Source organism: Natronomonas gomsonensis (genome assembly GCF_013391635.1).
Classification (GTDB): Archaea; Halobacteriota; Halobacteria; order Halobacteriales; family Haloarculaceae; genus Natronomonas; species Natronomonas gomsonensis_A.
Genome location: NZ_JACAWU010000002.1, coordinates 138461 through 164479 on the forward strand (window position 1 = coordinate 138461; position 26019 = coordinate 164479).

A 26019-nucleotide genomic window follows, 5' to 3' on the forward strand; every position below is an offset into this window, starting at 1 on the left:
CGTCCGGCTTAGTCATTGCTCCCCGTAGGAGTGCCAGTCGGATAACCCGGTCGGCACAGGCCGCCTTCGCCGGAGCGATCGTCGCCGCGAACGTTGACGTATCGACGAGAATACGCAGATTTTGCCTACCGTTAACGGTTAGCAACAGCGTTCGGTTGGTTGCGATAATACACGAACGTGCACATGAAAAGCGATTTATCCACCCGAAAGAAGCATACGGATGAATGCCACTCGCGCCGTCGGACCGCGAACTCGTCGTCGAGGAACTGGGCCGAGACCCAACGCCCGCTGAGGAAACGCTGTTCGAGAACCTCTGGAGCGAACACTGTGCGTATCGCTCCTCGCGGCCGCTGTTGTCGTCCTTCGACAGCGAGGGCGACCAGGTCGTCGTGGGGCCGGGCGACGACGCCGCTGTCGTCGCACTACCCGACCCAGAATCCGGTGAGAATTCCGAGACGTACATCACGATGGGTATCGAGAGCCACAACCACCCCTCCTACGTCGACCCGTTCGACGGCGCGGCGACGGGTGTCGGCGGCATCGTCCGCGACACGCTGTCGATGGGCGCTTACCCCATCGCGCTCGCCGACAGCCTCTACTTCGGCGACTTCGACCGCGAACACTCCCGGTATCTCTTCGAGGGCGTCGTCGAGGGAATCTCCCACTACGGCAACTGCATCGGCGTCCCGACGGTGACCGGGTCGGTCGCCTTCCACGACGACTACGAGGGCAACCCACTCGTGAACGTCGCCTGTATCGGGCTGACCAACGAGGAGCGACTCGTCACCGCAGAAGCCCAGACGCCGGGCAACAAACTCGTCCTCGTCGGCAACGCGACGGGGCGAGACGGCCTCGGCGGCGCCTCCTTCGCCAGCGAGGACCTCGCAGAGGACGCCGAAACCGAAGACCGCCCGGCGGTCCAGGTCGGCGACCCCTACGCCGAAAAACGTCTCATCGAGGCCAACGAGGAGTTGGTCGACGAGGGGCTACTGCGGGCCGCACGCGACTTGGGTGCAGCGGGCCTCGGCGGTGCGTCCTCCGAGCTCGTCGCCAAGGGCGGTCTCGGCGGTCACATCGACCTCGAAGCGGTCCACCAGCGCGAACCAAACATGAACGCGCTGGAAATCCTGCTCGCGGAATCCCAAGAGCGGATGTGCTACGAGGTCCGCCCCGAGGACGTCGACCGCGTCGCCGAAATCGCCGCAAAGTACGACCTCGGCTGTTCGGTCATCGGCGAGGTGACCGAGGGCAACTACGTCTGTGAGTTCGACGGCGAGGTCGTCGTCGACGTCGATGCCGACTACCTGGCGGAAGGAGCGCCGATGAACGACCTCGAGCACGTCGAACCCACTCAGCCCGAACGGAACCTCCCCGACGTGGACCTCACCGAGGCCTTCGAGGCCGTCGTCGCCTCGTCGAACACCGCCTCGAAGGAGTGGGTGTACCGCCAGTACGACCACGAGGTCGGCACGCGGACGGCGATGAAGCCCGGCGACGACGCGGCGCTGATGGCCATTCGAGAGAACGGAACCGGGCTCGGATTCACGTCGGGTGCCGACCCCAACTGGACCGACACCGCCCCTTACGAGGGCGCCCGTGCAATCGCCCTGGAGAACGCCACGAACCTCGCGGCGAAGGGGGCGACGCCGCTTGCGGCCGTCGACTGTCTCAACGGCGGCAACCCCGAGAAACCCGACGTGTACGGCGCCTTCCGTGACATCGTCGACGGCCTCGCGGATATGTGCAGTGACCTCGAGGTGCCCGTCGTCGGCGGCAACGTCTCGCTGTACAACGACTCGCCTTCCGGTCCGATTCCGCCGACGCCGACGCTCGCGATGGCGGGCACGAAGCCCGGCTACGACGCACCGAGTGCCGCCCTCGACGGCGAGGGAACACTCTTAGTCGTTGGTGGCTCCGACGACCGTTCGCTGGGCGGGTCGGAACTACTGGCGCAGTTCGGCGGCACCGACTCGTTCCCGGCGGTTCCCGAGAACGCGGCCGAGGTCGTCGCGGCCATCGCAGAGGTGGCTGACGACGACGCCACGCGCTCGACCCACGACGTGAGCCACGGCGGCCTCGCGGTCACGCTCGCCGAAATGGTCGGCGAGGCTGGTGCCGACGTGACCCTGCCCGAGGCGGATTCGCCGCTCGAAGCGCTGTTCACGGAGGCCGTCGGCCGCGTCGTCGTCGAGACGACCGACCCCGAGTCGGTTCGGGAGCGCTTCGACGGCGTCGCACCGGTCGAGACACTCGGCGAAGCGACGGAGACGGGTCGACTCGAACTCGCCGTCGACGATGTCGAACTCGACTACGCTGCCGACGCCATCGCGGACCTCCGGAACGTCATTTCGCGCGAGTTGGCATGAGTTTCTGAAGGCTTCGGCTCCACCGCCGAAGTCGGGCGAACTCCGGTGGGTCGTCCTCCATCTGCTGTCCGATTTTGACGCTCACGACGCCGAGGAGGATGCCGAAGATGACGTCTGTCGCCCAGTGAATCCCGAGATACATCGTCGCCACCACGACGCTCGACGCGAGGAGGGCGGCGACGGGCGTCCACCGCGGGTATTCGTCGTGTGTCGTCCACGCGAGGACCAGTGCGGTGACTGCCATCGAGGTGTGCAGCGACGGGAACACGTTCGTCTCGGAGTTGACGACCTTCGTGAGGAACTGGTACTGTGAGTGGTGACTGAACATCAGCCCCTCGACGGATTCCGAGAGGAGGTTCCGGGGCCCGTAGGCGATGAAGATGACGTAGCAGGTGACGCCAATGATGTAGTTCGCACCGTAGGCGACGATCGTCCGCCGGAGCGGCCGCGGGTCCGGGAGTGCGAAGTACGCGACCACCGGGAAGACCAACAGGAACACGTAGCCGTACACGTAGATGGACGTGAAGTACAGCGTCAGTTCCGGCGTCGCCATCGACTGTAGCCAGACGACGACCTGTGGGGCCTGTCCTCGATAGAACGGCGCCAACAGCATCCCGTCGAGTTTGTGGATGTACGGCGTGATGTTCCAGCCGATAATCCACGAGATGTCCGGGCCGATGTCACGTGCGACCTTGTTCGCCACGAGGACGATGCCGAGCAGACCCATGTACGGTGCGACCGACGTGAGTCGCGTGCGGTACTCCGTGCGCGTCTCCCGCAACCGGTCACGGCCGATGAACAGCGCCGCACCCGCGGCGAGTAAAAGCGTCACGACGAGTAACAGCTGTGTGAGGACGATGCCGAGCATTACGCTACACCCCGCCTGACGAGTCGGTCGCTGTCGTCGTACTGGTAGCCGGCGTCACGGAACGCTTCCCGTGCGGCCGGCACGTCGAGTTCGCCCTCCTCGCCGAGGAACGGCAGCGACGCCGTACCGGTCCACTCCAGTTCGGTCGGCTGCCACTGCCCTCCAAGCGGCGTCTCCGAGGGGCTCGCGTACCCCTCGAAAGCGTCTCTGACGATGTACCTGCGGTCGAGAAGTTGGGCGACGGTGCGGCGGAACCGCGGATTCGACAACGGTGCACGCCGGCAGTTGTAGCCGACGTGGTGGAACGTCTCCGAGCGGTCCACGGTCAGGTTGATGTCGTCGTTTCGGCCGATGCGCGGCACGACCGAGGCGCCGATGCCGCTCACTGTCCCGTCAGCGTCGTCCGATTCTAGCAGTTGGACGGCCGCGTCGTCAGATGGAGTAATCGTAATGCGGAGTCGGCTAAAGGGGACGCCGTCGGCGAATCGGTCCGGAATCCCCGTCGAGTCGCCGTCGTGCAGGAAGTGCTGTGGGAAAGCGTCGAGCGTGAGGTAATTATCGACGGTTGCGTCGTTGAACTGTACCGGCCCGCTCCCGACGGGCGATTCGTTGGGCCAGACCAGTGCCTCAGTCGTCTGGCCCGCGATGTCGATACCCGCGATGTCGACGGTGTTGCTCCGTTCCCGCCAGACGTGTTCGGGGAGGACGGGCACCTCGAGCGCTCGCCGTGCGGGCTCGATTTCCGAGGCCGTGAACGTGATATGTACGTCCTTGTCGTTTCTGGCTCGCACGGACTCGACGAGCGAGAGGCGGCCACGTCGCCACGGCGTCGGAACGGCCGTCTCGGAGTTACCGAGCGACGTGTCGGCCAAGAACTCGTAGGTGAACGCCACGTCGTTTGCGGTCACTGTCTCGCCGTCGTGCCATGGCGTCTCCCGGAGCGTGAGAGTCGCCGTGAGTCGGTCGCCATCGTCCCACTCGATCTCGCGTGCGAGCCACGGTATCGACTCCCCGTCTATCGTTCGAGCCAGCGGTTCGTACAGCAGACCCGTCACGATACCGCTGTCGCGGTACTCGACGGCTATCGGGTTCCGGTTCTCCGTTACACGCGGGTCTCGGATGAGGAGGTGGAGGCGGTCGGTCTCACCGGTGCGCACCAGCGGCAGGTAGTCCGTCGGACGGTGGATACCGCCGTTGGGCCAGCCCCGATACCGGTCGGTCCGAACGCCGGCGATTCGGTCCGGGAAGGCGACGACGCTGAACGGCTGCTTACTGACGACTTCTCGTTGAATCTCACGAACTAACTCCGCTCTGTCCTCTCCCGAGAGGTGTCGCTGTTGGTCCAAAATCTCGTCCATCTCGAGGTCGCTGAAGCCGAAGGGGTTCTGCCACCCTGCCTCTTCGCCGTAATTGGAGTACAGCAACGACCGGAGCTCGTCGGGGTCTCCCTGTGCCGGATAGCGGGTGACGTATATATCGAAATCGAGGTTGATGAGGACGTTCTGGTAGAGTTCGCTCGACTCCATCGGGCTGACCGTGGTGTCGACGCCGACTCGAGTGAGGTGCGTAGCGAGGCGGTTGGCGATACGGACCGCGTAGGGGTCCTCGGATGCGGGGACCGTCGAGATAGAGAGCGACAGCTGTTCGGAAGATTCCCGACCGGCGATACTCCGGAGTTCGCTGACACAGCCGCTCGTGGCTGTGAGCGCCCCGAGACCGCTCGCGAGTACCGCTCGACGACGGAGGGCTGTGTCGGGCGCCATGGTATGCCTATATTCTCGTACGAATACGTATAAAGTTCTCCGTCGATGTCGGGGGTCATAAGAAACCACGCGGGAAGCTCCCGTCCACAAGCGCGGGAGAGGTCACAAATATCCTAACAGCGGTAAACCGAGGACAAAAAGCCAGCCGACGCTCCCGACGACGAGGGCTTCGGGTCGGCCCTCGACTTCCTCGTGCATGGCGGCACCGAGGGCGACGAGTCCGATAGCGAGCAGTACCGACCCGCGGTGAAGCACCACGCGCAGCGGCAGCACCGAGACGCCCATCGCGGCGAAATCGACGATGAAGGCGGCCCCGAGTCCCACAGCGGCGAAGGTGAACGCCCACGCGCGGTCGGAATCCCTCCCCAGCACGTACGCGATAGCCGGCGTCCCGACAGCGAGTGCGATGTACAGCGGTGCGGCGATGGCCTTCGGTGGGAGCGCCGGGAACGTCGTCTCGAGGAGGATGCCGACGTGGCGAACGGCCGTAAACAGCGCGAACAGCGCCCCGCCGAGTCCGAGTTCGTGGCGGTGCTCTCGGAAAAAATACACGGCGTCACGTTTCACGCCTCGACTCCGACCGACGACGCCGAACAACGCCAACGGTAGGAGTACTCCGACGAGTCGAACCCCGGTCACCCACCCGTCGGCGTCGAGGGTGCCGTTTTCGTACGGCATCCGGACGACCTCCGCGACGTAGGGTTTGTCCATGAAGTCGCGTTCGATGGCCCGTTGGGAGTCGCTGATCCCTGTCACGGTGTGTCGGAGCCGAAACCAGTCCCAGTGTTCCTCGTGGCTCTGGATGGCGGTCCACTCCTCGTTCGGGTCCTCGTAGGCGCGAATGTGGCTTCGCGACCCGAGGTACGTCCCCGAGTGGAGTTGGTAGGATTCGCCGAGCCATCGACCGCCGCCGTCGGTTTCGACGTAGACGTATCGGTTCGCGCCGGTGGCCGGCGCCCACTGGATGATTTCGGTGAGGTTACTCGCGTTCCTGTCGATGTCGACTCGTTCGGCAGAAACCGTCTCACTGTCGGCTTCATAGTCGGCTTCCGGATCCGACTCCCACTCCAGGGCCGACTGTTCGGTGAGTGCGGTGTGGATGACATCAGGATTCCCGTAGAAGATCATGTTGATGCCCAGCGTTCGACTGCTGTGGTCCGGGCGGTTCGCGGTGTAGGGCCACAGCGCCGTTCCGTTGTCCGTCGGTTCGACCAGTTGTGGTTCCGACGATTGCGTTGCGGAAACCCCTGACAACGGCCACTCCGCGAGGAGCATGGCACCGCCGAGACTCGCGACGAGTACGAGCGCGGCGGCAACCCACGCCGTATCGCCCCCGATGTCGAGTTCGCCTCCCGAATCCTCCATTCATGCATCGTACGGGCCGACGTGTACAAAAGCCTACGGCAGCCGCGGAAAGTTGGACCTAAGTCCCCCCACACCGACGGACGCGTATGTCGCTCGAGTTGGGTCGACGCCTCGTTCATGCCTCCGGCGCCGTGGTCCCCGGCGCGTATCTGCTGGACGAACACGTCCTGGAGGTCGGTGTCGTCACGTGGCCGGTCGTCCAGGCGGTGGTTGTCGCGGGGCTCGTCTTGACCGCCGTTCTCGAATTCGCCCGCCTCTACGGCGGTCTCGAGCACGCCTTCTACGACCGCCTCACCCGCGAATACGAACAGGACAGCGTCGCCGGCTACGCGCTGTACGTCCTCAGCGGTACCGTCGTCGTCCTCCTGTTCGAACCGCGAATCGCGGTGCCGGCGCTGTTCATGTTGACGCTCGGAGACCCCGTCAGCGGGATGCTCTCGTCGGGAGAACTGCGAACCGTGAAACGCCCGCGCGTCCTCGTCGGGATGTTCACCGTCAGCCTCCTGTTGGCCCTCCCGTTCGTCCCCGTCGTCGCTGCCGTCGCGGGGGCGGCGGGGGCGACCGTCGCCGACGGCGTCAAACCCGTCGTTCGCGGGTTCGTGGTCGACGATAACCTCACTATCCCCATCGTCGCGGCCGTCGCGATGTGGGCCGTCATCTATCTGCCGTAATTGGGACTCTCAGCCCAAAAGCAGCGGCACGCCGAAGACGACGGCCATCCCGACGAGCGCGACGACGAAGCCGACGGCCACGTCACGGGCGGTGTAGTCGCTCTGCGGTGCGGTGGTTCGCTCGTCGGACGGTTCGTGCGGGTGGTGTTCGTGGTCGGCGTGGTCGTCGCTCATACCCGTCGCTGGGACCGGCCGGTACTTTGGCCTATCGTTCCTCACTCCGCTCGCGGACGTGGTCCCGCGGGCCAAGCGTCTCCCACGGCTGGGCGTCCAGCCACGTACACAACTCGATTAGCTGCTCGCAGGCGGCCTCGAACAGCCGTTCGCCCTTCTCGGCGGAGGCGTCGGTCGGGTCGCCGAAGGCGCCGTTGTCGGCGTTCTCGATGGAGTCGTAGAACAGCCTCGCACCGTTGCGAGTGACGCCGGCCGATTCGATGTCGCGCAGTCCACCGTCGCGGGCGGCTTCGAGTTCGCCCTCGCGGACGAGGTCGGCGATGTGCCACACCATCGAGGTCTCCTTCGGGCCGGCGTGTGGGCCGTTTTGGTCGAAGCAGTCGTCGACTAACTCGGGGATGGATTCGTCCCACATCCACTCGACGGCGTAGGCGGCGTCGTCCTCGTGAAGTCGTCGACCGACCTCCCGGAGGTGTTCGACGTTGCCGCCGTGGGCGTTGACGTAGACGATGCGGTCGATGCCCTGATACACGAGGCTCCGGGACAGCGACTCCATGTAATCGCGGAAGACGGGCGCGTCGACGGACATCGTCCCGTGGAACTGGCGGTGGTGGGGGCTGACGCCGATGTTCACGGTCGGCGTACACAGCAGGTCGGCGCGGTCGGCCGCCGCCCGCGCGAGGCCCTCCGCGATGACGTGGTCTGTCGACAGCGGTAGATGCGGTCCGTGCTGTTCCGTCGATCCAACGGGGACGACTGCGAGAGATTCCTCGGCGAGATGGTCGCCGGCTTCCGGCCACGTCGCGTCTCCGAGATACATGTTCGGGTAGTCGAGACCGGGGACAAAGAAGGGTGTCCTTACGCGTTCCTGTAAAACAGGAACAGAAAGACGGCCCCCGCGGCCACGCCGAGGAATTCGTAGGGCTGGCTGTGAAACGCCAACACTGCGCTGGCGACGAACAGCGCACCCGCGATTACCGCATAGCCGACGGCCCGGCCCGTCGAATCGTTCTGCCGGTCGGTTTTGACTCGCAGTTCGTTCCGCTCGATGCGGTCCAACAGCCTGTCGGCCCGCGTCGGCAGCCGAGCAAGCGCCGGAACTGAAGTCCGAACGTCCGAGGTAATCTCCCCGGCGACGTTTCGGACTTCTCGCTGGAAGAGGCCGTGTTCGAGGAGGAACGACCGGACGAAGGCGACGAAGTCGAACTCGGGGTCGAGTTGCCGGCACACTCCCTCGGCGACAGTCCCGACCCGGATGAGCAACATCACGTTCGGCGGAATCCGAAACGGGAAGTCGTGGAGCATCCCGAACAGTTCGGTAAAGATGTCGCGCCAGTCGATGTCCGAGCGTCCCTCGAGGTTCTCCATCGCGAGTTCGACGACGTGGCGGACCTCCGTTCGGTCGACCGTCGGCGAGAGCACGTCGAGTGCGACGAGGGCGTCGATGATGCCGTCGGCGTCGCGACGCGCCAGCGACTGATAGAGGTCGACGATTCGCGCCTGCGTTTCCGGGGCGAGTCGCTCGCTCATTCCGTAGTCGAAGATGAGCAGCCGGCCATCGTCGAGTACGGCGAGGTTGCCGGGATGAGGGTCGGCGTGGAAGACGCCGTGTTCCAGCCCCATCGTGAGGTACACGTCGGCGATACGCCGGGCCATCTCCTCGGGGTCGACGCCGACGCGGTCGAGTGCGCCCTCGTCGGTCACCTTCCGACCGGTGACGTACTCCATGACCAACACCCGTTCTGTCGTCCGTGCTTCGTCGACCTCGGGTATGTACACCCGGTCGTCGTCGGCGAAGTTCTCGCCGATGTCCCGCATCATCCCCGCCTCCCGCTGGAAGTCCAGTTCCTCGAGGATGATGCGCTCGAAGTCGTCGGCGATGTTCCGAACCGAGTACTGCTGGCGCTCGCTGGCGAAGAACCCGACGACGGGAACGAGTCGTCTGATGACTCGGAGGTCACGCTCAATGCGGGGTTTCAATCCCGGGCGCCGGACCTTCAGTGCGACCCTCTCGCCGTCGACGGTGGCCGTGTAGACGTACGCTAACGACCCACCAGCGACCGGGTTGAGCGTCGAGGCGTCGACCGCTTCCCCGAGGTCGGTCTCGATGAGTTCGGCCGGGCCCTGTCCGGTCTCCTCCGGAACTTCGTCCTGCAGCGTCGCGAGCGCCTCGGCGTACACCGGCGGGACGATGTCCGGACGGGTCGACAGCACCTGGCCGGCCTTGATGAACGCCGCACCCAACTCCAAGAGCGTCTCGACCAACCGCTCGGCGCGCCGACGGTGGGTCTCCTCGGGGACGTGCCGAGAACCGCCGAACAAGATGAAGCGCCGCCGGTCGCGGAGCAACGCGACCGCAAACGGCAGCAGGCGGACGGCGACCTGCAGGAACCGCCGATTGAACCCCCTCATCTCGCCACCGACCGAGCATCGATGGAGTGCCCTGACATACGCCCCCTATGTGTGGCCCCCGTGAAATACGTACCCGACGCCGGTTACGGCGCGCCGGCGACGACGACTCGGAGCCGTTCGTCGCCGTGGTTGTGCAGTTGCCGCCACGTCTCGCTCCCGACGCGAATCGCCTCCCCCGACGAGAGCGTCGTCTCCGTCTCGGCCGGTTCGTCCTCGCTGCCGCCCAACTGGATGGTCAATTCGCCGTCGACGACAAGGTACACCTCCTCTTGGCCGTCGCCAGCGTGGTCGTGGGGCTTCCCCTTCGCCTCGGGTTCGAGTTCCAGCAGCGTCACGCCGAGGTTCTCACAGTCAAGCGGTTTCCGGAAGAACCACATGCCGCCGTACTCCTCCGGAACGACGCTGTCGATGTCGTCGGTGCTCGCCGTCTCGTAGTCCATACCGTCTTTTCGCCCGGTCGGATGTTAAACGTGGGCCAAAGCGTATATTCGACCACGGATAGCAGACCGGGTATGGAAACCTACTCGACACCGGGTCGAACCGCCTACCCCCGGTTCCGTAGCGTCGCGGTGCCCGCAGCGGTGCTCGTGGCCGTCAACATCGCGCTAATGTACGTCGTCGCCGCGACGCCGCTGTCGGCGGTCAACGACCTGTTGTTTTCGGTTCCGATACTGGGTTTCATCGTCTACGGCGCCGCCTTGACCGGCGGGAACATCGCGGCCGAACGCGGACTCCAATCCGGTTCGATGGCGCTGGCGGCGTTCGGCACCCTCCTCCTGCAGGTCGCATACGGCCTGTTCGGCGGCGGCGTCCTCGGTCGGGCCCCGGCGGACCTCCGCGGGACGCTTCTGGCCGTCACGCTCGCCGTCACCGTCGCGATGACCGTCGCCATCGCCGCCTACGTCTACCTCCGTGACGCCGAGTTCGACCACTGGAGTACGTGGTCGTTCGGCGCGTTCATCGTCGGTGCCGTCCTCGTGTTGGTCGGGTCGTTCGTCCCCGTCGTTCTCGCACTCGGCTTCCTGTTCGTCTTCCTCGGGTTCGCGTTACGACTCGGCTACGAAATCTGGCACATCAAGGCGAACTACGACCCCAACTCGGCGCTAACCCACGCACTCGGCATCTACGTCGCCTTTACCGGTGTGTTCGTCCACGTCCTCCAGATTGCACTCCGGATGTTCGCCGAGCGGTGAGGCGTTACTCGTCGGGTTCGAGTGCGGTCGCGATTCGCTCGGTGGCGCGGACGAGTCGCCAGAGGAGATAGACGACGAAGACGAGACCGACGACGACGGCCCCAAACAGAAGCTGTTGGGCGATGAGGAGGCTGTACAGGAGTGCGACCGCGGCGACGACGGCGACGATGGCCGGACCGACGGGAACGCTGTCCTGTGGCTGCGGGGAGGGCATGACTCCGACCTCGCTCGGCCGAGAGAAAAACGATTCGGACCGAATCGTTTTACCCCCTCGGTGCGCCACGAACGGATAGTAAATGCGCCAGTATCTCGACCTCGTCTCGGACGTACTCGCCGAGGGGACGTACAAACCCAACCGGACCGGCGTCGACACGGTCGCCTCGTTCAGCCACCACTACGAGGTCGACCTCGCCGAGGGATTTCCCCTGTTGACGACGAAGAAGATGGACGGCTACCGCTGGAACTCGCTCATCCACGAACTCATGTGGTATCTCTCGGGAGAGGAACACATCCGGGATCTCCGCGAGGAGACGAAAATCTGGGACGCGTGGGCCGACGAGGACGGCCACCTCGACACCGCCTACGGCCGCTTCTGGCGGCGGTTTCCGGTTCCCGACGACGCGGCTCGACTCCCCGGCGAGAGTTGGCCCGACGAGAGCCACCGCTGGACGACCACGGAAACGGCCCCCGATGGCACTGAACGGGAGGTGTTCGACCAACTCCAGTACGTCCTCGACACCCTCGAGGAGAACCCCCACTCCCGGCGGTTGGTCATCAACGCCTGGCACCCGGCGAACGCCGCCGTCTCGACGCTGCCGCCGTGTCACTACACGTACGTGTTCAACGTCCAGGGCGACCGCCTGAACGTCCACCTCACCCAACGCTCCGGAGATATCGCGCTGGGCGTGCCGTTCAACCTCGCGGCGTACTCGCTTTTGGCTCACGCCGTCGCCAACCGGACCGACTTCGAAGTCGGCTCGTTCGGCCACACCATCGTCGACGCCCACGTCTACTGCGGGGAGGGACCGCGCGGCGAGTGGTACGCGGACAACCTCGGGGCGCTCCAGGAGCGAGTCGAGGGAGTCTCGGAACCCTCGGAGTACGGCGAGGTCCGGGCGTGGCTCGAAGCCGAAGCCCCCGGCGAACCCGACGGCGAAGGTTACGACCACGTCCCCGGACTGCTACAGCAACTCACCCGAAACCCGCGTGACAGGCCGCGCATCGAGGTTGCCGACAAGCCCCTCGAGGACCTCACCTACGACGACATCCAGTTACACGACTACGACCCCGCGGACGGACTGGAGTTCGCGGTCGCCGAATGACGGTTCGGCTCTCTCTGGTCGCTGCAGTCGCCGAAAACGGCGTCATCGGGGCCGACGGCGAGATGCCGTGGCACTACCCGGAGGACCTCGCTCACTTCAAGGAGACGACGATGGGCCATCCGGTCGTGATGGGTCGGCGGACGTACGAATCTATCGAGCGGCAACTCGGCGGGCCGCTGCCGGGGCGGACGAACGTCGTCCTCTCGCGGCAGGAGTCGCTGTCGCTGCCGGAGGGCGCCGTCCACGCCCGCGACACCGACGAGGCGCTCGAAGCGGCCGAGGCGGCGCTGGACGGCGACCGTGAGTGGGTGTACGTCGTCGGCGGTGCGACAGTCTACGATGCGTTCATCGACGACGCTGAGGAACTCGTCGTGACCGAGGTGCCGGAGTCCCCCGACGGCGACACGCGGTTTCCCGAGTTCGGCGAGGAGTGGCGCGAAGTCGACCGGGAGAGGGCCGGGGAGTTGGCGTTCGTCACCTACCGTCGGGCGTAGCCGCCTACAGTTCGTCTTTGGCGTAGCTACCGAGTACACCGCCGAGAGCGCTCAGACCGACCGTGAGTACGAGTCCGAAGGCGATGATGAGGAAGCCGAAGATACCGAGTGCGGCTGGACTGTTCGGCGCGCCGAGGAGCAACGCGACGACGAAGAAGCCGACGAAGATTAGCGGTACCGCGGCGAAGACGCCAGAAATCGCGCCGACCTTGGCACCGTGTTCGGTGTCGCCGCCTTCGAGATACGCCGCCACCCCGCCGCCGATGACCGGCGAGACGAACGGGATGAAAAAGCCGGTGACGACGCTGACGAGGGCGCCAATCAAGGCGTTGATGTAGGTGTTCGAACTGCCCGGGGACTGCTCGCTGTCGACCGCCGCCGAGGTGGAGGGCTCGGAAGCCATGGTTCGATGTTCGCCCCAGTGTGCATAAAAACACCGGGCGCATACCGGCTGTTACCGGCGAACGTCCCTCTCTTGAGCGCCACCCTTTCGACGGCCCTCGCTCGTAGCCGACCGCCAAGACGTCGTGGAGGATGTCGCTGAAACCGAACCGACATATTCCGCAACTCAAAGGCGCTATATCGGCCAAAACGCTTGAGAACAATGCAGTCGAATTTGTCGATGATTTCGATGATTGGTGTCCCGATTCAGAGGGATTTTATAAGCCGCCGGCGTGGTGAGGGATACTGATGGCACGGTCACGCGGGACGTGGGTCGTCCCTCTCTTCGTCGTGAGTCTGCTTGTCTGTGCGCTCGCAGCGCCCGCGGCGGCCGGCGGGGACGGTTCCGTCACCGACGAGGACCAGTCCACCCAACAGCAGTTCGCGGCGCCGGCACCGGCAGTCGTGGAGACGCTGGCCACACAGGAGTTCGACGCTGACCGCACCGAGTTCCGAATCACCGTCTACGGAAACGGGTCTGCCGAGTGGCAGTTCCGCTACGAGCAGCGCCTCGAAACAGACCAACAGCGCTCCGATTTCGAGACGTTCGCCGAGGAGTTCAACACGAACGAGACCGACCTCTACCGGAACTTCCAGAGCAGAGCGGCGTCGCTGACCGATGCGGGCACGAACGCTACCGACCGGGAGATGTCCGCCGAGAGGTTCCGACGTGACGCTCGGGTCGAACAGCTCGGGCCGGCCGGCGACGAGTTCGGCGTCGTCGAGATGTCGTTCACGTGGGTCGGGTTCGCGCCCGTCGAGGGCGATACCGTCGTCGTCGGTGACACCTTCGAGGGCGGGTTGTACATCGGCCCCAACCAGACCGTGGTGTTTCAGCGCGGCGACGGCATGGCCTTCCAGTCGGTCCAGCCGGATGACGGCATCCAATCGGGCGAGACGCTCGCCGAAAGCGACTCAGTGACGTGGGAGGGTGAACGAACGTTCACCGACAACCGTCCGCGTCTCGAACTCGTCCCCGAATCGGCGACGCCGACCGAGGCGACGACGGACCCGGCCGGCGACGGCGATTCCGAATGGCTGCTTCCCGTGGGTATTCTCGTCTTCGTCGTCTTCTTGGGTGCCGTCGGCGCCGTCGCCTACCGCTCGGGCGCCTTCTCCGACGACAACCCCGGGGCGGCAGCGACGGCTGACGACGACGGTGACGCCGGCGGTGCCGGCCAAGCGGCGGGTGCCGCCGCGGCGGGGACGGCGGCCGACGAGAGCGCCCAGCAAAGCGCCGACGACGCCGATTCGGGGACGGCCGTCACCGAGGAGGAACTCATCCCCGACGACGAGCGGGTCGTCTCGCTGTTAGAGGACAACGGTGGGCGCATGAAACAGGTGAACATCGTCGAGGAGACCGGGTGGTCGAAATCGAAGGTGTCGATGTTACTCTCGGACATGGAAGAGGAGGGAACCATCTCGAAACTCCGTGTGGGCCGCGAGAACATCGTCTCGCTTGCCGGCCACGAACCCGACGCCGCGGGGTCGCCGTTCGAGGACGACGAGGACTGACCCAGCAGCTGAGGTCGACGGGGGATTTTATGGTAGCCAACGCCTCTCTCCGAATATGGGCGGAACCACGGGGGATGGAACGGCCGACGACACGCCGACGGCGTATCGCCGCCTCGCCGACGCCGTCGACGACGGGTTGTTCGTCGTCGATGCGTCCGGGCGACTCTCAGCAGTCAACGACGCCTTCGCCGAGTTGACCGAGCGCAGTCGGCCCTCGCTCGTCGGTGCCGAAGTCGAATCCGTCGTCGAACCGTCAGGGGGCGAGCGACTCCGACAGCGGTGTCGGTCGCTCCAGCCGGCGGAAACGGCGGAACTCCACGTGACGTTCTCCGCTGGGGACGCCGGAGAGGGCATCCCGTGTTCGGTCGAACTCTCGGCGGACGGTGACGCCGTCGTTGCCGTCTGCAAGCCATCCACGTTCGACGAGGGGGGCCACCTCGAACGTCGTGAGGCCATGCTCCGGGAAACCCACGAAGTCATCGCCGACGGCGAACGGGACTTCGACGAGCAGGTCGACGCACTGTTGGAAATCGGCCAGCGGGTGACGGGCACCGCTTACGCGACGCTGGCACGGATTCGGGGCGACGACTACGTCTTCGAATCGGTCATCTCCCCAGCGGACGACATCGAACCGGGCGACGTGGTTCCGATGTCGACGCGGGTGTGCGAACGGACGGCCGCCAGAGAGGAGTCGCTCGTCTTCGAGGACATCAGTGCCGAAGCGCCGGACTTGGCCGACCGCGGCGACAGAGAGCGTCTCGACGTGAACTGCTATCTCGGCGCGCCGATTTTCGTCGACGACGAGGTCCGAGGCCTGTTCTGCTTCTACGGTCCCGAAGCCGGAGTCGACGGGTTCTCCGAGTGGGACGTGACGTTCATCGACCTCGTGAGTCGGTGGATTGGAACGGAACTGGAACGGCAGCGCCGAACCGAACGCCTCGCTGCGGTGAACGAACTCGACGGCGTCGTCCGTGAGGTATCCGATGCCGTCATCGACCAGTCGACGCGCGAGGAAATCGAGGCGACCGCGTGTCGCTGTCTCGCGGAGTCGGATTCCTACGGCTTCGCGCTCCTTGGCGAGGTAGACGCGGAGTCACGCTCGTTGAAACTCCGGTCGGCGGCCGGGGTCGCCGTTCCGCCGGAGGAGTGGTCGCTTTCCGCTCCGACCGACGCCTCCGACAAATCCGGCCCGACCGAAGCGGCGATACGACATCACGAGCTTCGGACGCTTCGGGACGTTCGCGGCGACCCGTCCGTGGAGTCGTGGCTCCCGATGGCCGACAGCGACGTCCGGTCGGTTGCGTCCGTTCCGGTCGTCTACGAAGGGTCGCTGTACGGCACTCTCGTGGTCGCTACCGAGCGGAGAGAGGCGTTCGAAAGCGAGGAACGCGCCGTACTCGAACACCTCGGTGAACTGGTCGGGCACGCCATCGCGGCCGCCGAGCGCAAGCGGGCGCTGATGAGCGACGACGTGACGGAACTGGAGTTTCGGGCCAGCGACTACGCCCCATCGGCCGACGACGGCACTGTCAGGTTCGAGCGAAGCGTTCCGCTCGGCGACGACGAGTTTCTGGTCTATGGGACCGTCGACGAGGAGGCCGTCGACACGCTCGAGACGTTTGCGGCCTCGCGGGGGTCCTGGACCGAAATCGAGGTGTTCGGCGACGACGGTGACGAACGGTCCTTCGAAATCGAACTGTCCGAACCGCCGCTGCTCTCGTCGATGGCATCCATCGGTGCGTCGGTCCAACAGGTCGTCCTCGAGGACGGTGACCTCCGGGCGACGGTCCGCGCTCCTTGCGGCACCGACGTTCGGCGAGTCATCGAGACCGTCCAGGAGACGTTCCCGGAGGCCGAACCGCTCGCGCGCCGACAGGTGACGCGGTCGTCGGCGTCGGCAACGGACTCGGCGGTGGCCGACGAGCTGACCGACCGCCAGCGGGCGGCCCTCGAGGCGGCGTACTACGCCGGGTTCTTCGAGTGGCCACGGGAGCACTCCGGGGAATCGGTCGCCGACTCCCTCGGTGTCTCGCCGCCGACGTTCCACCAGCACATCCGTGCGGCCGAAAACAAGGTGGTGGGGGCGTTCTTAGAGGACGGCGAATGAACGTCGGGGGTCGTCGCGGCGTTACTCCAGCGCCGAGACGGCCTCTGCGGCGTTCGATTCGAGGAAGTCGACGACGGCTTCCGTCCCCTGGAATCCGCTCGATTTTCGGGCGACGACCTCGCCGTCCCGGAACAACAGGAGTGTGGGGACCGACTGGACGTTGAACCGCTCGAGGAGGTCGAGGTCGTCGCCCGGGTTCGCCATCCCGACGGCCACGTCGGTCGCCTTGGCGACGTTCCCCAGTACGGGTTCCATCGCCGCACACTTCGCACAGCCCTTGGTGTAGAACTCCACGAGGGCGATGTCGTGTTCGGCGACGAACGCGTCGAGGTCGTCGCCGTCGTTCAGCCGCGTCGGCTTTGCAGTGATGTTGGTCATATCCACTGTACGCGGGAACGCCACAAACCGTTGTCGGCGGCGAGGGGTCCAAAAGGATTGTCGGCGTGGCGGTCGTAGGTCCAGCCATGCGAATCGGACTCGTCTCGGACATCCACGCGAACCTCCCGGCACTGGAGGCAGTCCTCGACGATATGCCGCCGGTCGAGGACGTGGTCTGCGTTGGCGATGTGGTTGGGTACAACGCCTGGCCGGCCGCCTGTGTCGAGCGCGTCCGTTCGGTCGCCTCAGTCACCGTACAGGGGAACCACGACCGGAACGTCGAGACGCCCGAGCGCTACGTTCACAACGAGATGGCCCACGCCGGACTGGAGCACGCCCGGTCGGAACTGGACGACGACCAGCGGGCGTGGCTGGCGGACCTGCCGTTTCGGGTCGACATCGCCGACGGCGACTACCTCCTCGTCCACAGCCATCCCGACGAGGAGCGCCGCGGTTCCTACGTCCGTCCACGACAGTTCCCGGAGATGCGGCCGTATCTCGACGACTATGACGGCATCGTCCTCGGCCACACCCACGTCCAACACGAGACGACGGTAGACGGTCGCCTCGTCGTCAACCCTGGAAGCATCGGGCAACCGCGGGACAACGACCCACGGGCGGCGTATGCGGTCCTCGACACCGACGCGGATGCCGTCGAGTTACGTCGCGTGGAATACCCCGTCGAGCGCGCACAGGCGTTCGCCGAGCGAGTGGGACTGCCCGAGCGGACGGCCGAGCGGTTGGCAGAGGGCCGTTGAGCGGTTCGGTACCGCGTGGCCTGTAGGCTTTTGTGGACCGCCGGCGTAGAGGACGGCATGTCCGAGCAACTGGACGCGCTCCGAGAGGCGTTCGAAGCCGACGGCTACGACGTCGCCGACGTGAGCGACAACCGCGGTCAGGTCAGGGTCGCGCTCCTCGAGGAGCGCCCGGAAGCCGACGCCCTTCGTGAGGTGCTTTACGGCGTCGTCGACGAGGCCGACGTTCTCGGGCCGAACATCACGACCGAGACGACCGACGGTGCTGACGGCGTCCGCACCGTCGTCACCTTCCGACGGCGGGATTGAGTGTCGCGGCCGAAAGGTTCCTAAGTGCCGAATCGAGTCCGGGCAATGCTGACCTCTTATGAGGTACGTATATATACCCGGTACCATAACCCGAGGTGAAGGCCGCAGTGGCCCTCTATCACAATGCAAGGAAACTCACAGCAGCAGGCGTACGACCGGGGAATCACCATCTTCTCTCCCGACGGGCGCCTCTATCAGGTCGAATACGCCCGCGAGGCCGTCTCCCGCGGCACCGCGAGCGTCGGCGTCCGAACCCCCGACGGCGTCGTATTGGGCGCCGTCCGGCGCGTTCGCTCGCCGCTGATGGAACGGTCGTCGGTCGAGAAACTCCACAAGGCGGACGACCACGTCGGCATCGCGAGTGCCGGCCACGTCGCCGACGCGCGCCAACTCATCGACTTCGCGCGACGGCGCGCACAGACCGAACGCCTCCGCTACGACGAGGCGATACCGATAGAGACGCTGACCAAGTCGGTCACCGACCACATCCAACAGTACACCCAGACCGGCGGGGCCCGTCCATTCGGCGTGGCGTTGCTGGTCGGCGGCATCTCCGACGGCGAACCGCGACTGTTCGAAACCGACCCCAGCGGGACGCCCTACGAGTGGCAGGCGACCGCGGTCGGCGGCGACCGCGAGGCGATTCAGTCCGTCCTCGAGGAGGGCTACCGCGAGGACCTCGACCTCGAGAGCGGCATCGGACTGGCGTTGCGCGGGCTGGCCGCGACGAACGACGAACTTTCGGCCGATGGCGTCGAAATCGCGACTATCGACGCCGAGACGGAGTCCTTCGAGACCGTATCGACCGAGACGGTCGAAGAACACCTCGCCGAAATAGGCGGTGAGAGCGATGAATAATCTCCCCCGAACCGGTGAGGACCACGGCCGTTCGCCGTACGAACCCGAACTCGGCGACTTCGAATCTACCGCTGGCGACGAGGAGTCGGTCAACAAGACGGGAACGACGACTGTCGGCATCGCCACCGAGGACGCCGTCGTCATCGCGACCGACATGCGCGCCTCCCTCGGTGGCCGGTTCGTCTCGAACAAGGACGTCCAGAAGGTCGAACAGATTCACCCGACGGCCGCGCTGACGCTCGTCGGCTCGGTCGGCGGCGCCCAGTCGTTCATCCGGACGCTTCGGGCTGAATCCTCGCTCTACGAGAATCGCCGCGGGAAACCGATGGACATCCCGGCGCTGTCGACGCTTGCCGGCAACCTCGCTCGCGGCGGGCCGTTCCGAGCCATCCGCCCCATCCTCGGCGGCGTCGACGACGAGGGGAGTCACGTCTACTCCATCGACCCTGCCGGCGGCGTGATGGCCGACGACTACACGGTCACCGGAAGCGGGATGCAACTGGCGTACGGTGTTCTCGAGAACGATTACGCGCCGGACCTCTCGACGGAAGAAGCCACCTCGCTCAGCGCGCGAGCGGTCGAGGCGGCCGTCGAGCGCGACACCGGCTCCGGAAACGGTGTCTTCCTCGCCACCGTCACCGACGAGGGCGTCGACATCCGGGGCCACAAGGACTTCGCTGAACTCCGATAGCGCTACTGGACGGGGTCCGCGGAGTTGGAACTCTCCGAAAGCCGGTTCCGTCCCTCCTCGGTCAGGGCGTAGGCGCCACCGCTGGTCGCCATCCTGATATGACCGTCCTGCTGGAGGTCGTAACACTGCCGATCGACGGTTACCGGATGACGGTCGAGTTCCTCGGCGATGGCCGTGACTGGCAGTTGCCCCTGTTCGTCGAGCAGTCGTAGTATCGTCCGTGGTGGTCCTGTTACCATCTGTGTTATCGGCTGGATTCGCTCTGCTGCGGTCGAACGACGTTTTCACACGCCGGACATTCGGCGTACATCCGACGTTCGTCGTCGGCCTCGTATTCGATGAGCACGAACGCTTTCGGTACCGTCGCACCGCAGGACGGGCACCGACCGGCGGCCTCCGTCTCGTGTGTGTTCATGGCTGTCGTTCCATCGTGGCCGAGCCGTGTGCTCGGGCTTCACATCGTTTGGTTCGAGTCGGAACCGAGTGTCAACGCCGCGTCGAACGCCGGTCCGATGGGCGTCTCGTTCCGACTCCTCGTCTACGTGTGTGCAACACCGCCACACAAATAAGTCTACCGTTGAATGTATTTGAATGGCTTTCAGATACATTTAATGGCTTGAATGGCGTCTCACGCCGGTTCGTCGGGCCGCTCTTCGTCCACTATCGCCCGTCGACGGCGCGGCGGCTTACGGACCACACGAGGCAGATTGTAGCTTCTAAATCGGATTCTCGCGCTAGGAGGAGATGACTCTGTGGGCGAATGCCGCTACCGGAACGTCGTTCCACGGGGGAGGTAACCGGCGGGGTCGTATCGGTCGTCGACGAGCGACGCGAGAAGTCGACCCGCATCCTCGAAGGTGTATCCCGTCTCGATGTCCGTGTTCGGTTCGTACTCGGCCCACCGGGAGTCCTCCCTCCCGGGGAGGCTGTCGTGTCGGTCGTGGTCGTGGACGATACGGGCGGCCGCACACAGCCTGTCGAATGACTCGACGGGTGTATGGAAGCCGTACTCGTAGTTCAACAGCGTCGCTTCGAGAGCGACCGACCCCAACCCAGGAACGCGTTCGTCCGGCCACTGCGCGTGATGATTCCCGTCCGGGCGATTCGTCCCGTGATACGGCTCGTGGTCGGCGGCGTCGAAACGGAACGAGTAGTACTCCCGGCCGTCGATAATTTGGGCTTCGACGCCTGAGGCGTACGGCAAGAGCGTGTAGAGCAGTCGCCGTTTTACCTCGTAGAGCGCCTCCTTCCGACTTCGGTTCAGCGCCGCACCGTCGTGGTCGCCGTGTCTGTACCGCCGCTGAGCATCGTCGGCGAAGGACTTCGCCTCCGTGTTCACTCGTCGCATCGCAGCAAGCAGTTCGGTCGGCACCGTCTCGAAGTCGACAGAAATCGCGGTCGTGTCGCTGCCGGTCGCTTCCGTGAGGTGCCGTTCGGCCCGCGTCTGCTTCGAGGGGCCATCGAAGAACGGACGCTTCGTCGTCGGGGCGTCACCGTCGTCGAGCGAGAAGCTCCTCATGAGGGCGACTGACTGCCTCCGTTCGAACCGCCGGCAAGTTCGGTGATGGCTGTCCCTACTGGAATGGCGCCAATGAGCGTTTCGGACCCGAACGCCACCGTGGCACCTGTCCGATCCGAACCGACTACTGATACGGTCGATAGCAGACGATTCAGTGAGAAACCGGCTCACGGCAGGGGTGAAACGTAACGGTTATACGTCCATCACCGATACGATTCGATGCGTTCAGACGAACGCTCCGTTGGTGTAGTCCGGCCAATCATCTTGCCCTCTCACGGCAAGGACCAGGGTTCGAATCCCTGACGGAGCATCCCCTTTCCTTCCGGAGTCTTGTGGTTTTGACCTGCCCATGTACCTATGTTCGACTCACCGTGCAGACCAAGCACGTTCGATGCGGTTCTCGACCCAGATGTCGTGACCGTGATTCAGACGGGGTGCCAAGGGTAATCCTCTCTGCTGTCGCTCGGTCTGACCCCGGCAAAATCGGAACCGGCGAACTGTCTCTTACTTCTCCGGCCTGTCGGACATCAGCAAAAAATAGCGTACGCTCGGATGGGGAGTTGGCGCCTACAGACCGTCCTTGAGTCGAATCTCGTCGTCAGTTATTGTGTGTATGCGGTTCTCCTCGAGGGCGTAATCGTCTTGATCGGCGTCGCCCCAGCCGAGTTTCGACCGGATGGTATCCGTGATGCCTGGGTCCGCGTTCACGTACGCGGTACCGGATTTGACCTCCGTGACCATACCGATTTTTTTACCGTGGGCGTCGACTACTTCTTTACCTTGGTCGTCGTCGGTGACGTGGTTTCGCTCCATTGCATCTGGGGATAGCCCCCGTCTGGGTATTGTTATAAAGATGGTAGCCGATACGGGGCGTCAGTAGACCCGTGTTACAGCCGTCTGGCGGTTCGTATCCTGCCGATTCGGCCACGAACTGTCGCCGTGTATCGTTGGAGAAATCGTTTAATAGCCGGCATTCGACCGTCTACTACTGGTTTCGCTTTTGGTCCAACACACCTCGACCAGGGCTGTTATACGGCATCTGGCGTCTGGTTCGGTTGGCTTAGCGAAATTGAACCACCTGAATTCCGACGTGTCTGATGTATCTAAAAACGGCCGCTTTCCTGCGGTATGCTGAGGGATGAGCGAAGTAATACTATCGTAGATGACTGGTCGGGTGAACACTGCCCCTGATTCTAGAACATCGCAAACCCCAGACGAGGTTCGCAATCGAGGGCGCCGTCGGGCTACGGCGCTTCGCCCGCCGAATCCAGCTGTTCGACCAGTGAACCGAGATGGTCGATGCCGACCACGGCGACGGTGGTGCCTTCCTCACGGAGCTCTAACAGCCGAGTGGCCATACTTTCCTCTCTGGCGGCATCTTCGAGTCGGGAGGCCCGAGAGCGACTCGCGGTCCGAAACGCGTTCATGAACGAGCGGGACCGACGAATCTGCTCGCGCTCGTCGCGTGCCTGTTCGTCGGGCGTATCCATCCAGTCGATGTCGTGTGATATCGGCGAGTCGACTTCCAGCCGGACAGAGGTGTGGGCGCCGACGGCAGCCGCGACGCGACAGATAGCCGCGTGTTTCGTCGTTTTGACGGCGTTGGAAACGACGTTTCGAACCGTCGTCAGCGACGGCCGTTCCTGAATCAGGTTCCGTCCCAACCGTCGGAAGAAGCCGCGAGTCGGCCGGTCGATGCCGACGGTACTGCTCGAGTCGGCAGCCTGAATCGCCGCACTCATCTCGCCGCCGAAGACGGGCGGACAGCGGTCGGTGGCCGCGTACTGTTCGAACAGCGGAATCGAAATCGGTGGCAGTTCCAGCGCCAGCACCTCCGGGTCGAGTTCCTCGACGACCTGTCGGACACGGTACGTACTCGACGGGTGGTCGTGGACGACGCCGACGAGTGTCAGCGTCCCGGCGTCACCCGACACCTGGCGTACGTACTCGCCAGTTACGCGCGGGTCCGAATCGACGTCGATGGCCGGTAAGGAGTCCATTAGAAGGGGACTACCGTCAGTTAGAATCTGGATACTAAAACCCTATCGAAGCGTCGAATCGGCCGACGTAACGACGCTCGGTCAGTAAGCACCGCCATCTACAGCAGATTGTTCCGTGAACGACGCCACGGGTAGCGTGGCGTTCCGCTCCGAAGGTTCTTGTACGCGAGCTGTCCACCTACGCGCATGAGTGCCACAGCGGCGCTGTCGGAACCGCAAGTCCTCGCCCACGCCAAGCGGCGCCTGTTTCCCGACCCCAACGAAGCGAACACGTACGCGGTCACCGACACGCAGTTCGCGATGGCGGAGTGGCTCCCCGGGGAGCCGATTTCGGAGACCGTCCGCGAACGACTCGCTCCGTTCAACCACGTCCGGTTGGGGTCGGGGTATCCGGACCTCGTCGGCGTTCGGGCTTTGGAGTCGGACCTCTTGGCGGTCGAGCGGTTCGGCGCCGACCCACCGCTCGTCGCCGTCGAGGCGAAGGGATACACCGGCGCTGGGAGTGTCGATGTCGAGACGGGCGTCTTACAGGCGTACGACCGGCTGCACGAGGCGAATGCGGCCTACGTCGCGGCGCCGTCGGATGCCGTTTCCCAGTCGACCCGAACGCTCGCACGCGAGCTAAACGTCGGGGTTCTCGCGGTCGAATCGGACGGTTCGGTCGCCCCGCTGGAACTGCCACGGGTCGTCGGCAACCGGACTGCCGACGCCGCGACGTCCATTCGTTTTCAGGCGACTGCACAGGGCGTCGCAGACAAGTCGTTCAGCCTCAACCATCCGAAGAACTATCTAGCGTATCCGCTGGCCCTGTTCCATCCGGAGGATACGGAGTCTGTACTCGCCGAGAACGTGGTTCGCGACGCCGAGGGCGCACGGACCGGTGCGGCATTCCTCGGTCTCATCGCAGAACGGCCGGATGGCGTCGATATCACGCCGCTCGGGGAGGAAGTCGTCCGGTTCGCGCTGAATCGATACGCGACGCTCGACGATGCCGTGGACGCGTTCCGACAGTGGAAACGCTCCCAGAAACGGTTCTGTACGATTGCCCCCGAGTGGGGACTGCTCACCAGACGAGTGGTGTGGTCGTATCCGGCGACCCAACTTCTCGTCGAGGAGCTACAGGCCATGTACGAGGACGGACTCTCGGACCCCTCGCTGGTCGACTTAGTCGAGTGGTTGCACGTCCACCATCCCAGTTTCGCCATCGAGTTGTTCATCCGCGGCACCACGGCCGTTCGCGGTCGTGTACTCGACGGCGACGGCGAACTCCGACGGAACGCACTCGAGGACGGAGACGTGTATCACTCGCCGACCGTCTATCAACTGAAAGCGATGCTGTTTCATGCGGGCATCCTCGCCGAGCGGGGACGCGAACCGCACAACCTCGCTCCGTCGTCGGACTCCTGGCGGCTCCGGACTCCCGTCGTAGCGAACCGTTAACGGCTTCCGAGCTGTTCGAGCGCCTCGCGGAACTGCTCGTCGCCGCGGACCGCGTGGGTACCGAGGTCACCAATAACAGCGAGGACACCGGCCGCAACCGCGACGCCGACGGGTTCCCACCCGGGAACCACGCCGACGGCGCCACCGAGGGGTCCGGCGACGATACCGACGACCGCGGACTGCTCGGGGGTGTCACAGAACGGAACCGTAGGTCCCATGGCCGCGAGTGCGTCCCCCGTCAATATCGGTCTTTGGTCGGACACTACCAACTAAGAAGCCGTAGGCCCTCCCTCCGAGTGACCATGTCAGATTTCGACTTCGAGGACCTCCTCGACGGGAGCGGCGGCGCGAAGATGAAGACCGAACTACCCGGCGTCGAGGTCACGACCCAACTCCCCGACGGGGACGCCGACGAACTCGAAGCGCTCCACCGCGCGCAGTTGACGTTCGCGCTGGAACACGCCGAGGAGGCCAAGGAAGCCTCCCGGATGTAGACCGAGGCGCCCATCTCGGGTGCGGCAGCTTCTGGTCACCCCCGTCTTCCGTCGGCACGTGACTCGAGGGTTACCTGATTGCACGGGGTACCCTGCTGGTTTTTTGTTGCTACGGGCCGGAGATGTCGGACGGTATCGGGCGTCGGTGGCGCTTGGCGTTCCACTCGACGTTCGGCCGGAGATTATCATGACTGAATCAGGAGACTCTGACGTAATCGTCGTCGGCGGCGGTCCTGCCGGACTGAGTGCGGGGCTGTTCGCCAGCAAGAACGGGCTGGAAACGACGGTGTTCGACGCCGACGGGACGTGGATGCACAAGGCGCACCTGTTCAACTACCTCGGTGTCGGCTCCGTCGGCGGCAGCGAGTTCATGGCCACCGCCCGCCAGCAGGTCGACGACTTCGGTGTCGACCGCCGGCAGGGCGAGGAAGTGACGGGCATCGAGTCGACCGGCGACGGCTTCGTCGTCGAGACCGCCGACGGGAGTTACGACGCTCGCTACGTCGTCCTCGCGACGGGCGCCAACCGCGACCTCGCGGAGTCGCTGGGCTGTGACTTCGACGGCGACGTGGTCGACGTCGGCGTCGACATGGAGACGAGCGTCGAGAACGCCTACGCAACCGGTGCGATGGTCCGCCCCGAGGAGTGGCAGGCCGCCATCTCCGTCGGCGACGGTGCCGCCGCCGCACTGAACATCCTCTCGAAGGAACGCGGCGAACACTTCCACGACTTCGATACACCCGGCGATGCCGAAGCCGTCTTCGGCGACCTCGTCGACGACGAATAACCGAAACGACCGATTTTGTAGCTGCCATACGCTTTCTTTGGCTCTCCGATGAGGGCCAACTGTTGGGGGCTGCCCGTCCGAACCCGATTATTTGAAT

The 26019-nt window shown here is 64.9% G+C and carries 31 protein-coding genes and 1 tRNA gene; 16 read left to right on the forward strand and 16 right to left on the reverse strand.

Translation table 11 applies throughout. From position 1 onward, the window contains the following. Positions 1-224 precede the first annotated feature (224 nt). Entirely contained in the window at positions 225-2366 is a 2142-nt protein-coding gene (gene purL / locus HWX69_RS08915) for a phosphoribosylformylglycinamidine synthase subunit PurL (protein ID WP_178916775.1), read from the forward strand. Here purL and HWX69_RS08920 read toward each other — a convergent pair. From HWX69_RS08920 to HWX69_RS08930, 3 genes are all read right to left on the reverse strand, one after another. Further along, a complete protein-coding gene (locus HWX69_RS08920) occupies positions 2344-3234 on the reverse strand; it encodes a phosphatase PAP2 family protein (protein WP_178916776.1) in 891 nt (296 codons plus the stop codon). The genes purL and HWX69_RS08920 overlap by 23 nt on opposite strands. Beyond that, positions 3234-4997 (reverse strand): ABC transporter substrate-binding protein, encoded by a 1764-nt coding sequence (locus HWX69_RS08925; protein WP_178916777.1) that lies wholly within the window; start codon positions 4995-4997, stop codon positions 3234-3236. Before HWX69_RS08925 ends, HWX69_RS08920 begins: the two co-directional genes overlap by 1 nt. 102 nt (positions 4998-5099) lie before the next feature. Continuing rightward, entirely contained in the window at positions 5100-6362 is a 1263-nt protein-coding gene (locus HWX69_RS08930; protein WP_178916778.1) for a hypothetical protein, read from the reverse strand. Between the two features lie 86 nt (positions 6363-6448). Here HWX69_RS08930 and HWX69_RS08935 point away from each other — a divergent pair, with 86 nt between their 5' ends. Next, positions 6449-7033, forward strand: a complete 585-nt coding sequence (locus tag HWX69_RS08935; RefSeq protein ID WP_178916779.1) for a diacylglycerol/polyprenol kinase family protein — start codon at positions 6449-6451, stop codon at positions 7031-7033. Between the two features lie 9 nt (positions 7034-7042). Here the strand turns inward: HWX69_RS08935 and HWX69_RS08940 are convergent, their stop codons facing one another. The 4 genes from HWX69_RS08940 to HWX69_RS08955 all read right to left on the reverse strand — a co-directional run bounded on the left by HWX69_RS08940 (position 7043) and on the right by HWX69_RS08955 (position 10059). Then, positions 7043-7207 carry a DUF7550 family protein gene (locus HWX69_RS08940; protein ID WP_178916780.1) on the reverse strand — a complete coding sequence of 55 codons (165 nt, stop codon included), beginning with the start codon at positions 7205-7207 and terminating at the stop codon, positions 7043-7045. A gap of 31 nt (positions 7208-7238) precedes the next feature. Further along, positions 7239-8027, reverse strand: a complete 789-nt coding sequence (locus tag HWX69_RS08945; protein WP_178916781.1) for a creatininase family protein — start codon at positions 8025-8027, stop codon at positions 7239-7241. A gap of 38 nt (positions 8028-8065) precedes the next feature. Further along, positions 8066-9619, reverse strand: a complete 1554-nt coding sequence (locus HWX69_RS08950; protein WP_178916782.1) for an ABC1 kinase family protein — start codon at positions 9617-9619, stop codon at positions 8066-8068. Between the two features lie 83 nt (positions 9620-9702). Then, positions 9703-10059 carry a cupin domain-containing protein gene (locus HWX69_RS08955; RefSeq protein WP_178916783.1) on the reverse strand — a complete coding sequence of 119 codons (357 nt, stop codon included), beginning with the start codon at positions 10057-10059 and terminating at the stop codon, positions 9703-9705. Positions 10060-10131: 72 nt separating this feature from the next. Here HWX69_RS08955 and HWX69_RS08960 point away from each other — a divergent pair, with 72 nt between their 5' ends. Beyond that, complete coding sequence (locus tag HWX69_RS08960) at positions 10132-10812, forward strand: Bax inhibitor-1 family protein (RefSeq protein ID WP_178916784.1); 681 nt, start codon at positions 10132-10134, stop codon at positions 10810-10812. Between the two features lie 4 nt (positions 10813-10816). Here HWX69_RS08960 and HWX69_RS08965 read toward each other — a convergent pair whose 3' ends face one another. Next, on the reverse strand, positions 10817-11026 hold the full coding sequence (locus HWX69_RS08965) for a hypothetical protein (protein ID WP_178916785.1): 210 nt from the start codon (positions 11024-11026) through the stop codon (positions 10817-10819). A gap of 82 nt (positions 11027-11108) precedes the next feature. Here HWX69_RS08965 and thyA point away from each other — a divergent pair, with 82 nt between their 5' ends. Both thyA and HWX69_RS08975 read left to right on the forward strand, forming a co-directional pair. Beyond that, a complete protein-coding gene (thyA, locus tag HWX69_RS08970) occupies positions 11109-12134 on the forward strand; it encodes a thymidylate synthase (protein WP_178916786.1) in 1026 nt (341 codons plus the stop codon). Further along, positions 12131-12628, forward strand: coding sequence for a dihydrofolate reductase (locus tag HWX69_RS08975; RefSeq protein WP_178916787.1), 498 nt, complete (start codon positions 12131-12133; stop codon positions 12626-12628). The genes thyA and HWX69_RS08975 overlap by 4 nt, the downstream gene beginning before the upstream one ends. 4 nt (positions 12629-12632) lie before the next feature. On the opposite strand, the gene HWX69_RS08980 is transcribed toward HWX69_RS08975, so the two are convergent. After that, entirely contained in the window at positions 12633-13031 is a 399-nt protein-coding gene (locus HWX69_RS08980) for a DUF5518 domain-containing protein (protein WP_178916788.1), read from the reverse strand. Positions 13032-13318: 287 nt separating this feature from the next. Between HWX69_RS08980 and HWX69_RS08985 the strand changes: the two genes are divergently transcribed. Both HWX69_RS08985 and HWX69_RS08990 read left to right on the forward strand, forming a co-directional pair. Then, entirely contained in the window at positions 13319-14584 is a 1266-nt protein-coding gene (locus HWX69_RS08985; protein WP_178916789.1) for a helix-turn-helix transcriptional regulator, read from the forward strand. A 55-nt stretch (positions 14585-14639) separates the two neighbouring features. Next, the gene (locus HWX69_RS08990) at positions 14640-16691 is read left to right on the forward strand and encodes a bacterio-opsin activator domain-containing protein (protein ID WP_178916790.1); all 2052 of its coding nucleotides are present in this window, start codon (positions 14640-14642) and stop codon (positions 16689-16691) included. A 21-nt stretch (positions 16692-16712) separates the two neighbouring features. Here HWX69_RS08990 and HWX69_RS08995 read toward each other — a convergent pair whose 3' ends face one another. Then, positions 16713-17069, reverse strand: coding sequence for a thioredoxin family protein (locus HWX69_RS08995; protein ID WP_178916791.1), 357 nt, complete (start codon positions 17067-17069; stop codon positions 16713-16715). 86 nt (positions 17070-17155) lie between these two features. On the opposite strand from HWX69_RS08995, the gene HWX69_RS09000 reads away from it, so the two are divergent. The 4 genes from HWX69_RS09000 (at position 17156) to psmB (ending at position 19682) form a co-directional block, all read left to right on the forward strand. Further along, positions 17156-17827 carry a metallophosphoesterase family protein gene (locus HWX69_RS09000; protein ID WP_178916792.1) on the forward strand — a complete coding sequence of 224 codons (672 nt, stop codon included), beginning with the start codon at positions 17156-17158 and terminating at the stop codon, positions 17825-17827. A 57-nt stretch (positions 17828-17884) separates the two neighbouring features. After that, positions 17885-18133 carry a hypothetical protein gene (locus tag HWX69_RS09005; RefSeq protein WP_178916793.1) on the forward strand — a complete coding sequence of 83 codons (249 nt, stop codon included), beginning with the start codon at positions 17885-17887 and terminating at the stop codon, positions 18131-18133. A gap of 123 nt (positions 18134-18256) precedes the next feature. Further along, entirely contained in the window at positions 18257-18991 is a 735-nt protein-coding gene (gene psmA / locus HWX69_RS09010) for an archaeal proteasome endopeptidase complex subunit alpha (RefSeq protein ID WP_178916794.1), read from the forward strand. After that, positions 18984-19682: an archaeal proteasome endopeptidase complex subunit beta gene (gene psmB, locus HWX69_RS09015; protein WP_178916795.1), complete on the forward strand. Its 699-nt coding sequence runs from the start codon at positions 18984-18986 to the stop codon at positions 19680-19682. Before psmA ends, psmB begins: the two co-directional genes overlap by 8 nt. A 2-nt stretch (positions 19683-19684) precedes the next feature. On the opposite strand, the gene HWX69_RS09020 is transcribed toward psmB, so the two are convergent. Both HWX69_RS09020 and HWX69_RS18475 read right to left on the reverse strand, forming a co-directional pair. Then, complete coding sequence (locus tag HWX69_RS09020; protein ID WP_156708281.1) at positions 19685-19921, reverse strand: helix-turn-helix domain-containing protein; 237 nt, start codon at positions 19919-19921, stop codon at positions 19685-19687. A gap of 5 nt (positions 19922-19926) precedes the next feature. Continuing rightward, entirely contained in the window at positions 19927-20097 is a 171-nt protein-coding gene (locus HWX69_RS18475) for a DUF7837 family putative zinc-binding protein (protein ID WP_463605611.1), read from the reverse strand. On the opposite strand from HWX69_RS18475, the gene HWX69_RS09025 reads away from it, so the two are divergent. Further along, complete coding sequence (locus tag HWX69_RS09025) at positions 20021-20251, forward strand: hypothetical protein (protein WP_178916796.1); 231 nt, start codon at positions 20021-20023, stop codon at positions 20249-20251. The genes HWX69_RS18475 and HWX69_RS09025 overlap by 77 nt on opposite strands. A 197-nt stretch (positions 20252-20448) precedes the next feature. Here HWX69_RS09025 and HWX69_RS09030 read toward each other — a convergent pair whose 3' ends face one another. Beyond that, a complete protein-coding gene (locus tag HWX69_RS09030) occupies positions 20449-21201 on the reverse strand; it encodes a hypothetical protein (RefSeq protein WP_178916797.1) in 753 nt (250 codons plus the stop codon). 235 nt (positions 21202-21436) lie between these two features. Here HWX69_RS09030 and HWX69_RS09035 point away from each other — a divergent pair. After that, positions 21437-21511 (forward strand) — tRNA-Glu (locus tag HWX69_RS09035). A gap of 257 nt (positions 21512-21768) precedes the next feature. Here HWX69_RS09035 and HWX69_RS09040 read toward each other — a convergent pair. Together HWX69_RS09040 and HWX69_RS09045 are read right to left on the reverse strand one after the other, a co-directional pair. Beyond that, positions 21769-22014, reverse strand: a complete 246-nt coding sequence (locus HWX69_RS09040) for a PRC-barrel domain containing protein (RefSeq protein ID WP_178916798.1) — start codon at positions 22012-22014, stop codon at positions 21769-21771. A gap of 431 nt (positions 22015-22445) precedes the next feature. Next, positions 22446-23201, reverse strand: a complete 756-nt coding sequence (locus HWX69_RS09045) for a hypothetical protein (RefSeq protein ID WP_178916799.1) — start codon at positions 23199-23201, stop codon at positions 22446-22448. Positions 23202-23387: 186 nt separating this feature from the next. On the opposite strand from HWX69_RS09045, the gene HWX69_RS09050 reads away from it, so the two are divergent. After that, positions 23388-24641 (forward strand): hypothetical protein, encoded by a 1254-nt coding sequence (locus tag HWX69_RS09050; RefSeq protein ID WP_178916800.1) that lies wholly within the window; start codon positions 23388-23390, stop codon positions 24639-24641. Here the strand turns inward: HWX69_RS09050 and HWX69_RS09055 are convergent. After that, positions 24638-24859 (reverse strand): hypothetical protein, encoded by a 222-nt coding sequence (locus HWX69_RS09055; RefSeq protein ID WP_178916801.1) that lies wholly within the window; start codon positions 24857-24859, stop codon positions 24638-24640. The genes HWX69_RS09050 and HWX69_RS09055 overlap by 4 nt on opposite strands. 84 nt (positions 24860-24943) lie before the next feature. Between HWX69_RS09055 and HWX69_RS09060 the strand changes: the two genes are divergently transcribed. Beyond that, complete coding sequence (locus tag HWX69_RS09060; RefSeq protein WP_178916802.1) at positions 24944-25135, forward strand: hypothetical protein; 192 nt, start codon at positions 24944-24946, stop codon at positions 25133-25135. 187 nt (positions 25136-25322) lie between these two features. Beyond that, the gene (locus HWX69_RS09065; RefSeq protein ID WP_178916803.1) at positions 25323-25922 is read left to right on the forward strand and encodes an NAD(P)/FAD-dependent oxidoreductase; all 600 of its coding nucleotides are present in this window, start codon (positions 25323-25325) and stop codon (positions 25920-25922) included. Positions 25923-26019: the final 97 nt, after the last annotated feature.

Coding starts and splice junctions, on each gene's coding strand:
- HWX69_RS18475 (WP_463605611.1), bottom strand. CDS start 20,097: ATGAACACACACGAGACGGAGGCCGCCGGTCGGTGCCCGTCCTGCGGT.
- HWX69_RS08950 (WP_178916782.1), bottom strand. CDS start 9,619: ATGAGGGGGTTCAATCGGCGGTTCCTGCAGGTCGCCGTCCGCCTGCTG.
- HWX69_RS09005 (WP_178916793.1), top strand. CDS start 17,885: ATGTCCGAGCAACTGGACGCGCTCCGAGAGGCGTTCGAAGCCGACGGC.
- psmA (WP_178916794.1), top strand. CDS start 18,257: ATGCAAGGAAACTCACAGCAGCAGGCGTACGACCGGGGAATCACCATC.
- HWX69_RS08995 (WP_178916791.1), bottom strand. CDS start 17,069: ATGACCAACATCACTGCAAAGCCGACGCGGCTGAACGACGGCGACGAC.
- HWX69_RS08945 (WP_178916781.1), bottom strand. CDS start 8,027: ATGTATCTCGGAGACGCGACGTGGCCGGAAGCCGGCGACCATCTCGCC.
- HWX69_RS09055 (WP_178916801.1), bottom strand. CDS start 24,859: ATGGGACCTACGGTTCCGTTCTGTGACACCCCCGAGCAGTCCGCGGTC.
- HWX69_RS09030 (WP_178916797.1), bottom strand. CDS start 21,201: ATGAGGAGCTTCTCGCTCGACGACGGTGACGCCCCGACGACGAAGCGT.
- HWX69_RS09025 (WP_178916796.1), top strand. CDS start 20,021: ATGAGCACGAACGCTTTCGGTACCGTCGCACCGCAGGACGGGCACCGA.
- HWX69_RS09000 (WP_178916792.1), top strand. CDS start 17,156: ATGCGAATCGGACTCGTCTCGGACATCCACGCGAACCTCCCGGCACTG.
- HWX69_RS08960 (WP_178916784.1), top strand. CDS start 10,132: ATGGAAACCTACTCGACACCGGGTCGAACCGCCTACCCCCGGTTCCGT.
- HWX69_RS08935 (WP_178916779.1), top strand. CDS start 6,449: ATGTCGCTCGAGTTGGGTCGACGCCTCGTTCATGCCTCCGGCGCCGTG.
- HWX69_RS08955 (WP_178916783.1), bottom strand. CDS start 10,059: ATGGACTACGAGACGGCGAGCACCGACGACATCGACAGCGTCGTTCCG.
- HWX69_RS09045 (WP_178916799.1), bottom strand. CDS start 23,201: ATGGACTCCTTACCGGCCATCGACGTCGATTCGGACCCGCGCGTAACT.
- HWX69_RS08925 (WP_178916777.1), bottom strand. CDS start 4,997: ATGGCGCCCGACACAGCCCTCCGTCGTCGAGCGGTACTCGCGAGCGGT.
- psmB (WP_178916795.1), top strand. CDS start 18,984: ATGAATAATCTCCCCCGAACCGGTGAGGACCACGGCCGTTCGCCGTAC.
- HWX69_RS08975 (WP_178916787.1), top strand. CDS start 12,131: ATGACGGTTCGGCTCTCTCTGGTCGCTGCAGTCGCCGAAAACGGCGTC.
- HWX69_RS08940 (WP_178916780.1), bottom strand. CDS start 7,207: ATGAGCGACGACCACGCCGACCACGAACACCACCCGCACGAACCGTCC.
- HWX69_RS09040 (WP_178916798.1), bottom strand. CDS start 22,014: ATGGAGCGAAACCACGTCACCGACGACGACCAAGGTAAAGAAGTAGTC.
- HWX69_RS09020 (WP_156708281.1), bottom strand. CDS start 19,921: ATGGTAACAGGACCACCACGGACGATACTACGACTGCTCGACGAACAG.
- HWX69_RS09060 (WP_178916802.1), top strand. CDS start 24,944: ATGTCAGATTTCGACTTCGAGGACCTCCTCGACGGGAGCGGCGGCGCG.
- HWX69_RS09065 (WP_178916803.1), top strand. CDS start 25,323: ATGACTGAATCAGGAGACTCTGACGTAATCGTCGTCGGCGGCGGTCCT.
- HWX69_RS08930 (WP_178916778.1), bottom strand. CDS start 6,362: ATGGAGGATTCGGGAGGCGAACTCGACATCGGGGGCGATACGGCGTGG.
- purL (WP_178916775.1), top strand. CDS start 225: ATGCCACTCGCGCCGTCGGACCGCGAACTCGTCGTCGAGGAACTGGGC.
- HWX69_RS08980 (WP_178916788.1), bottom strand. CDS start 13,031: ATGGCTTCCGAGCCCTCCACCTCGGCGGCGGTCGACAGCGAGCAGTCC.
- HWX69_RS08990 (WP_178916790.1), top strand. CDS start 14,640: ATGGGCGGAACCACGGGGGATGGAACGGCCGACGACACGCCGACGGCG.
- HWX69_RS09050 (WP_178916800.1), top strand. CDS start 23,388: ATGAGTGCCACAGCGGCGCTGTCGGAACCGCAAGTCCTCGCCCACGCC.
- HWX69_RS08920 (WP_178916776.1), bottom strand. CDS start 3,234: ATGCTCGGCATCGTCCTCACACAGCTGTTACTCGTCGTGACGCTTTTA.
- thyA (WP_178916786.1), top strand. CDS start 11,109: ATGCGCCAGTATCTCGACCTCGTCTCGGACGTACTCGCCGAGGGGACG.
- HWX69_RS08985 (WP_178916789.1), top strand. CDS start 13,319: ATGGCACGGTCACGCGGGACGTGGGTCGTCCCTCTCTTCGTCGTGAGT.
- HWX69_RS08965 (WP_178916785.1), bottom strand. CDS start 11,026: ATGCCCTCCCCGCAGCCACAGGACAGCGTTCCCGTCGGTCCGGCCATC.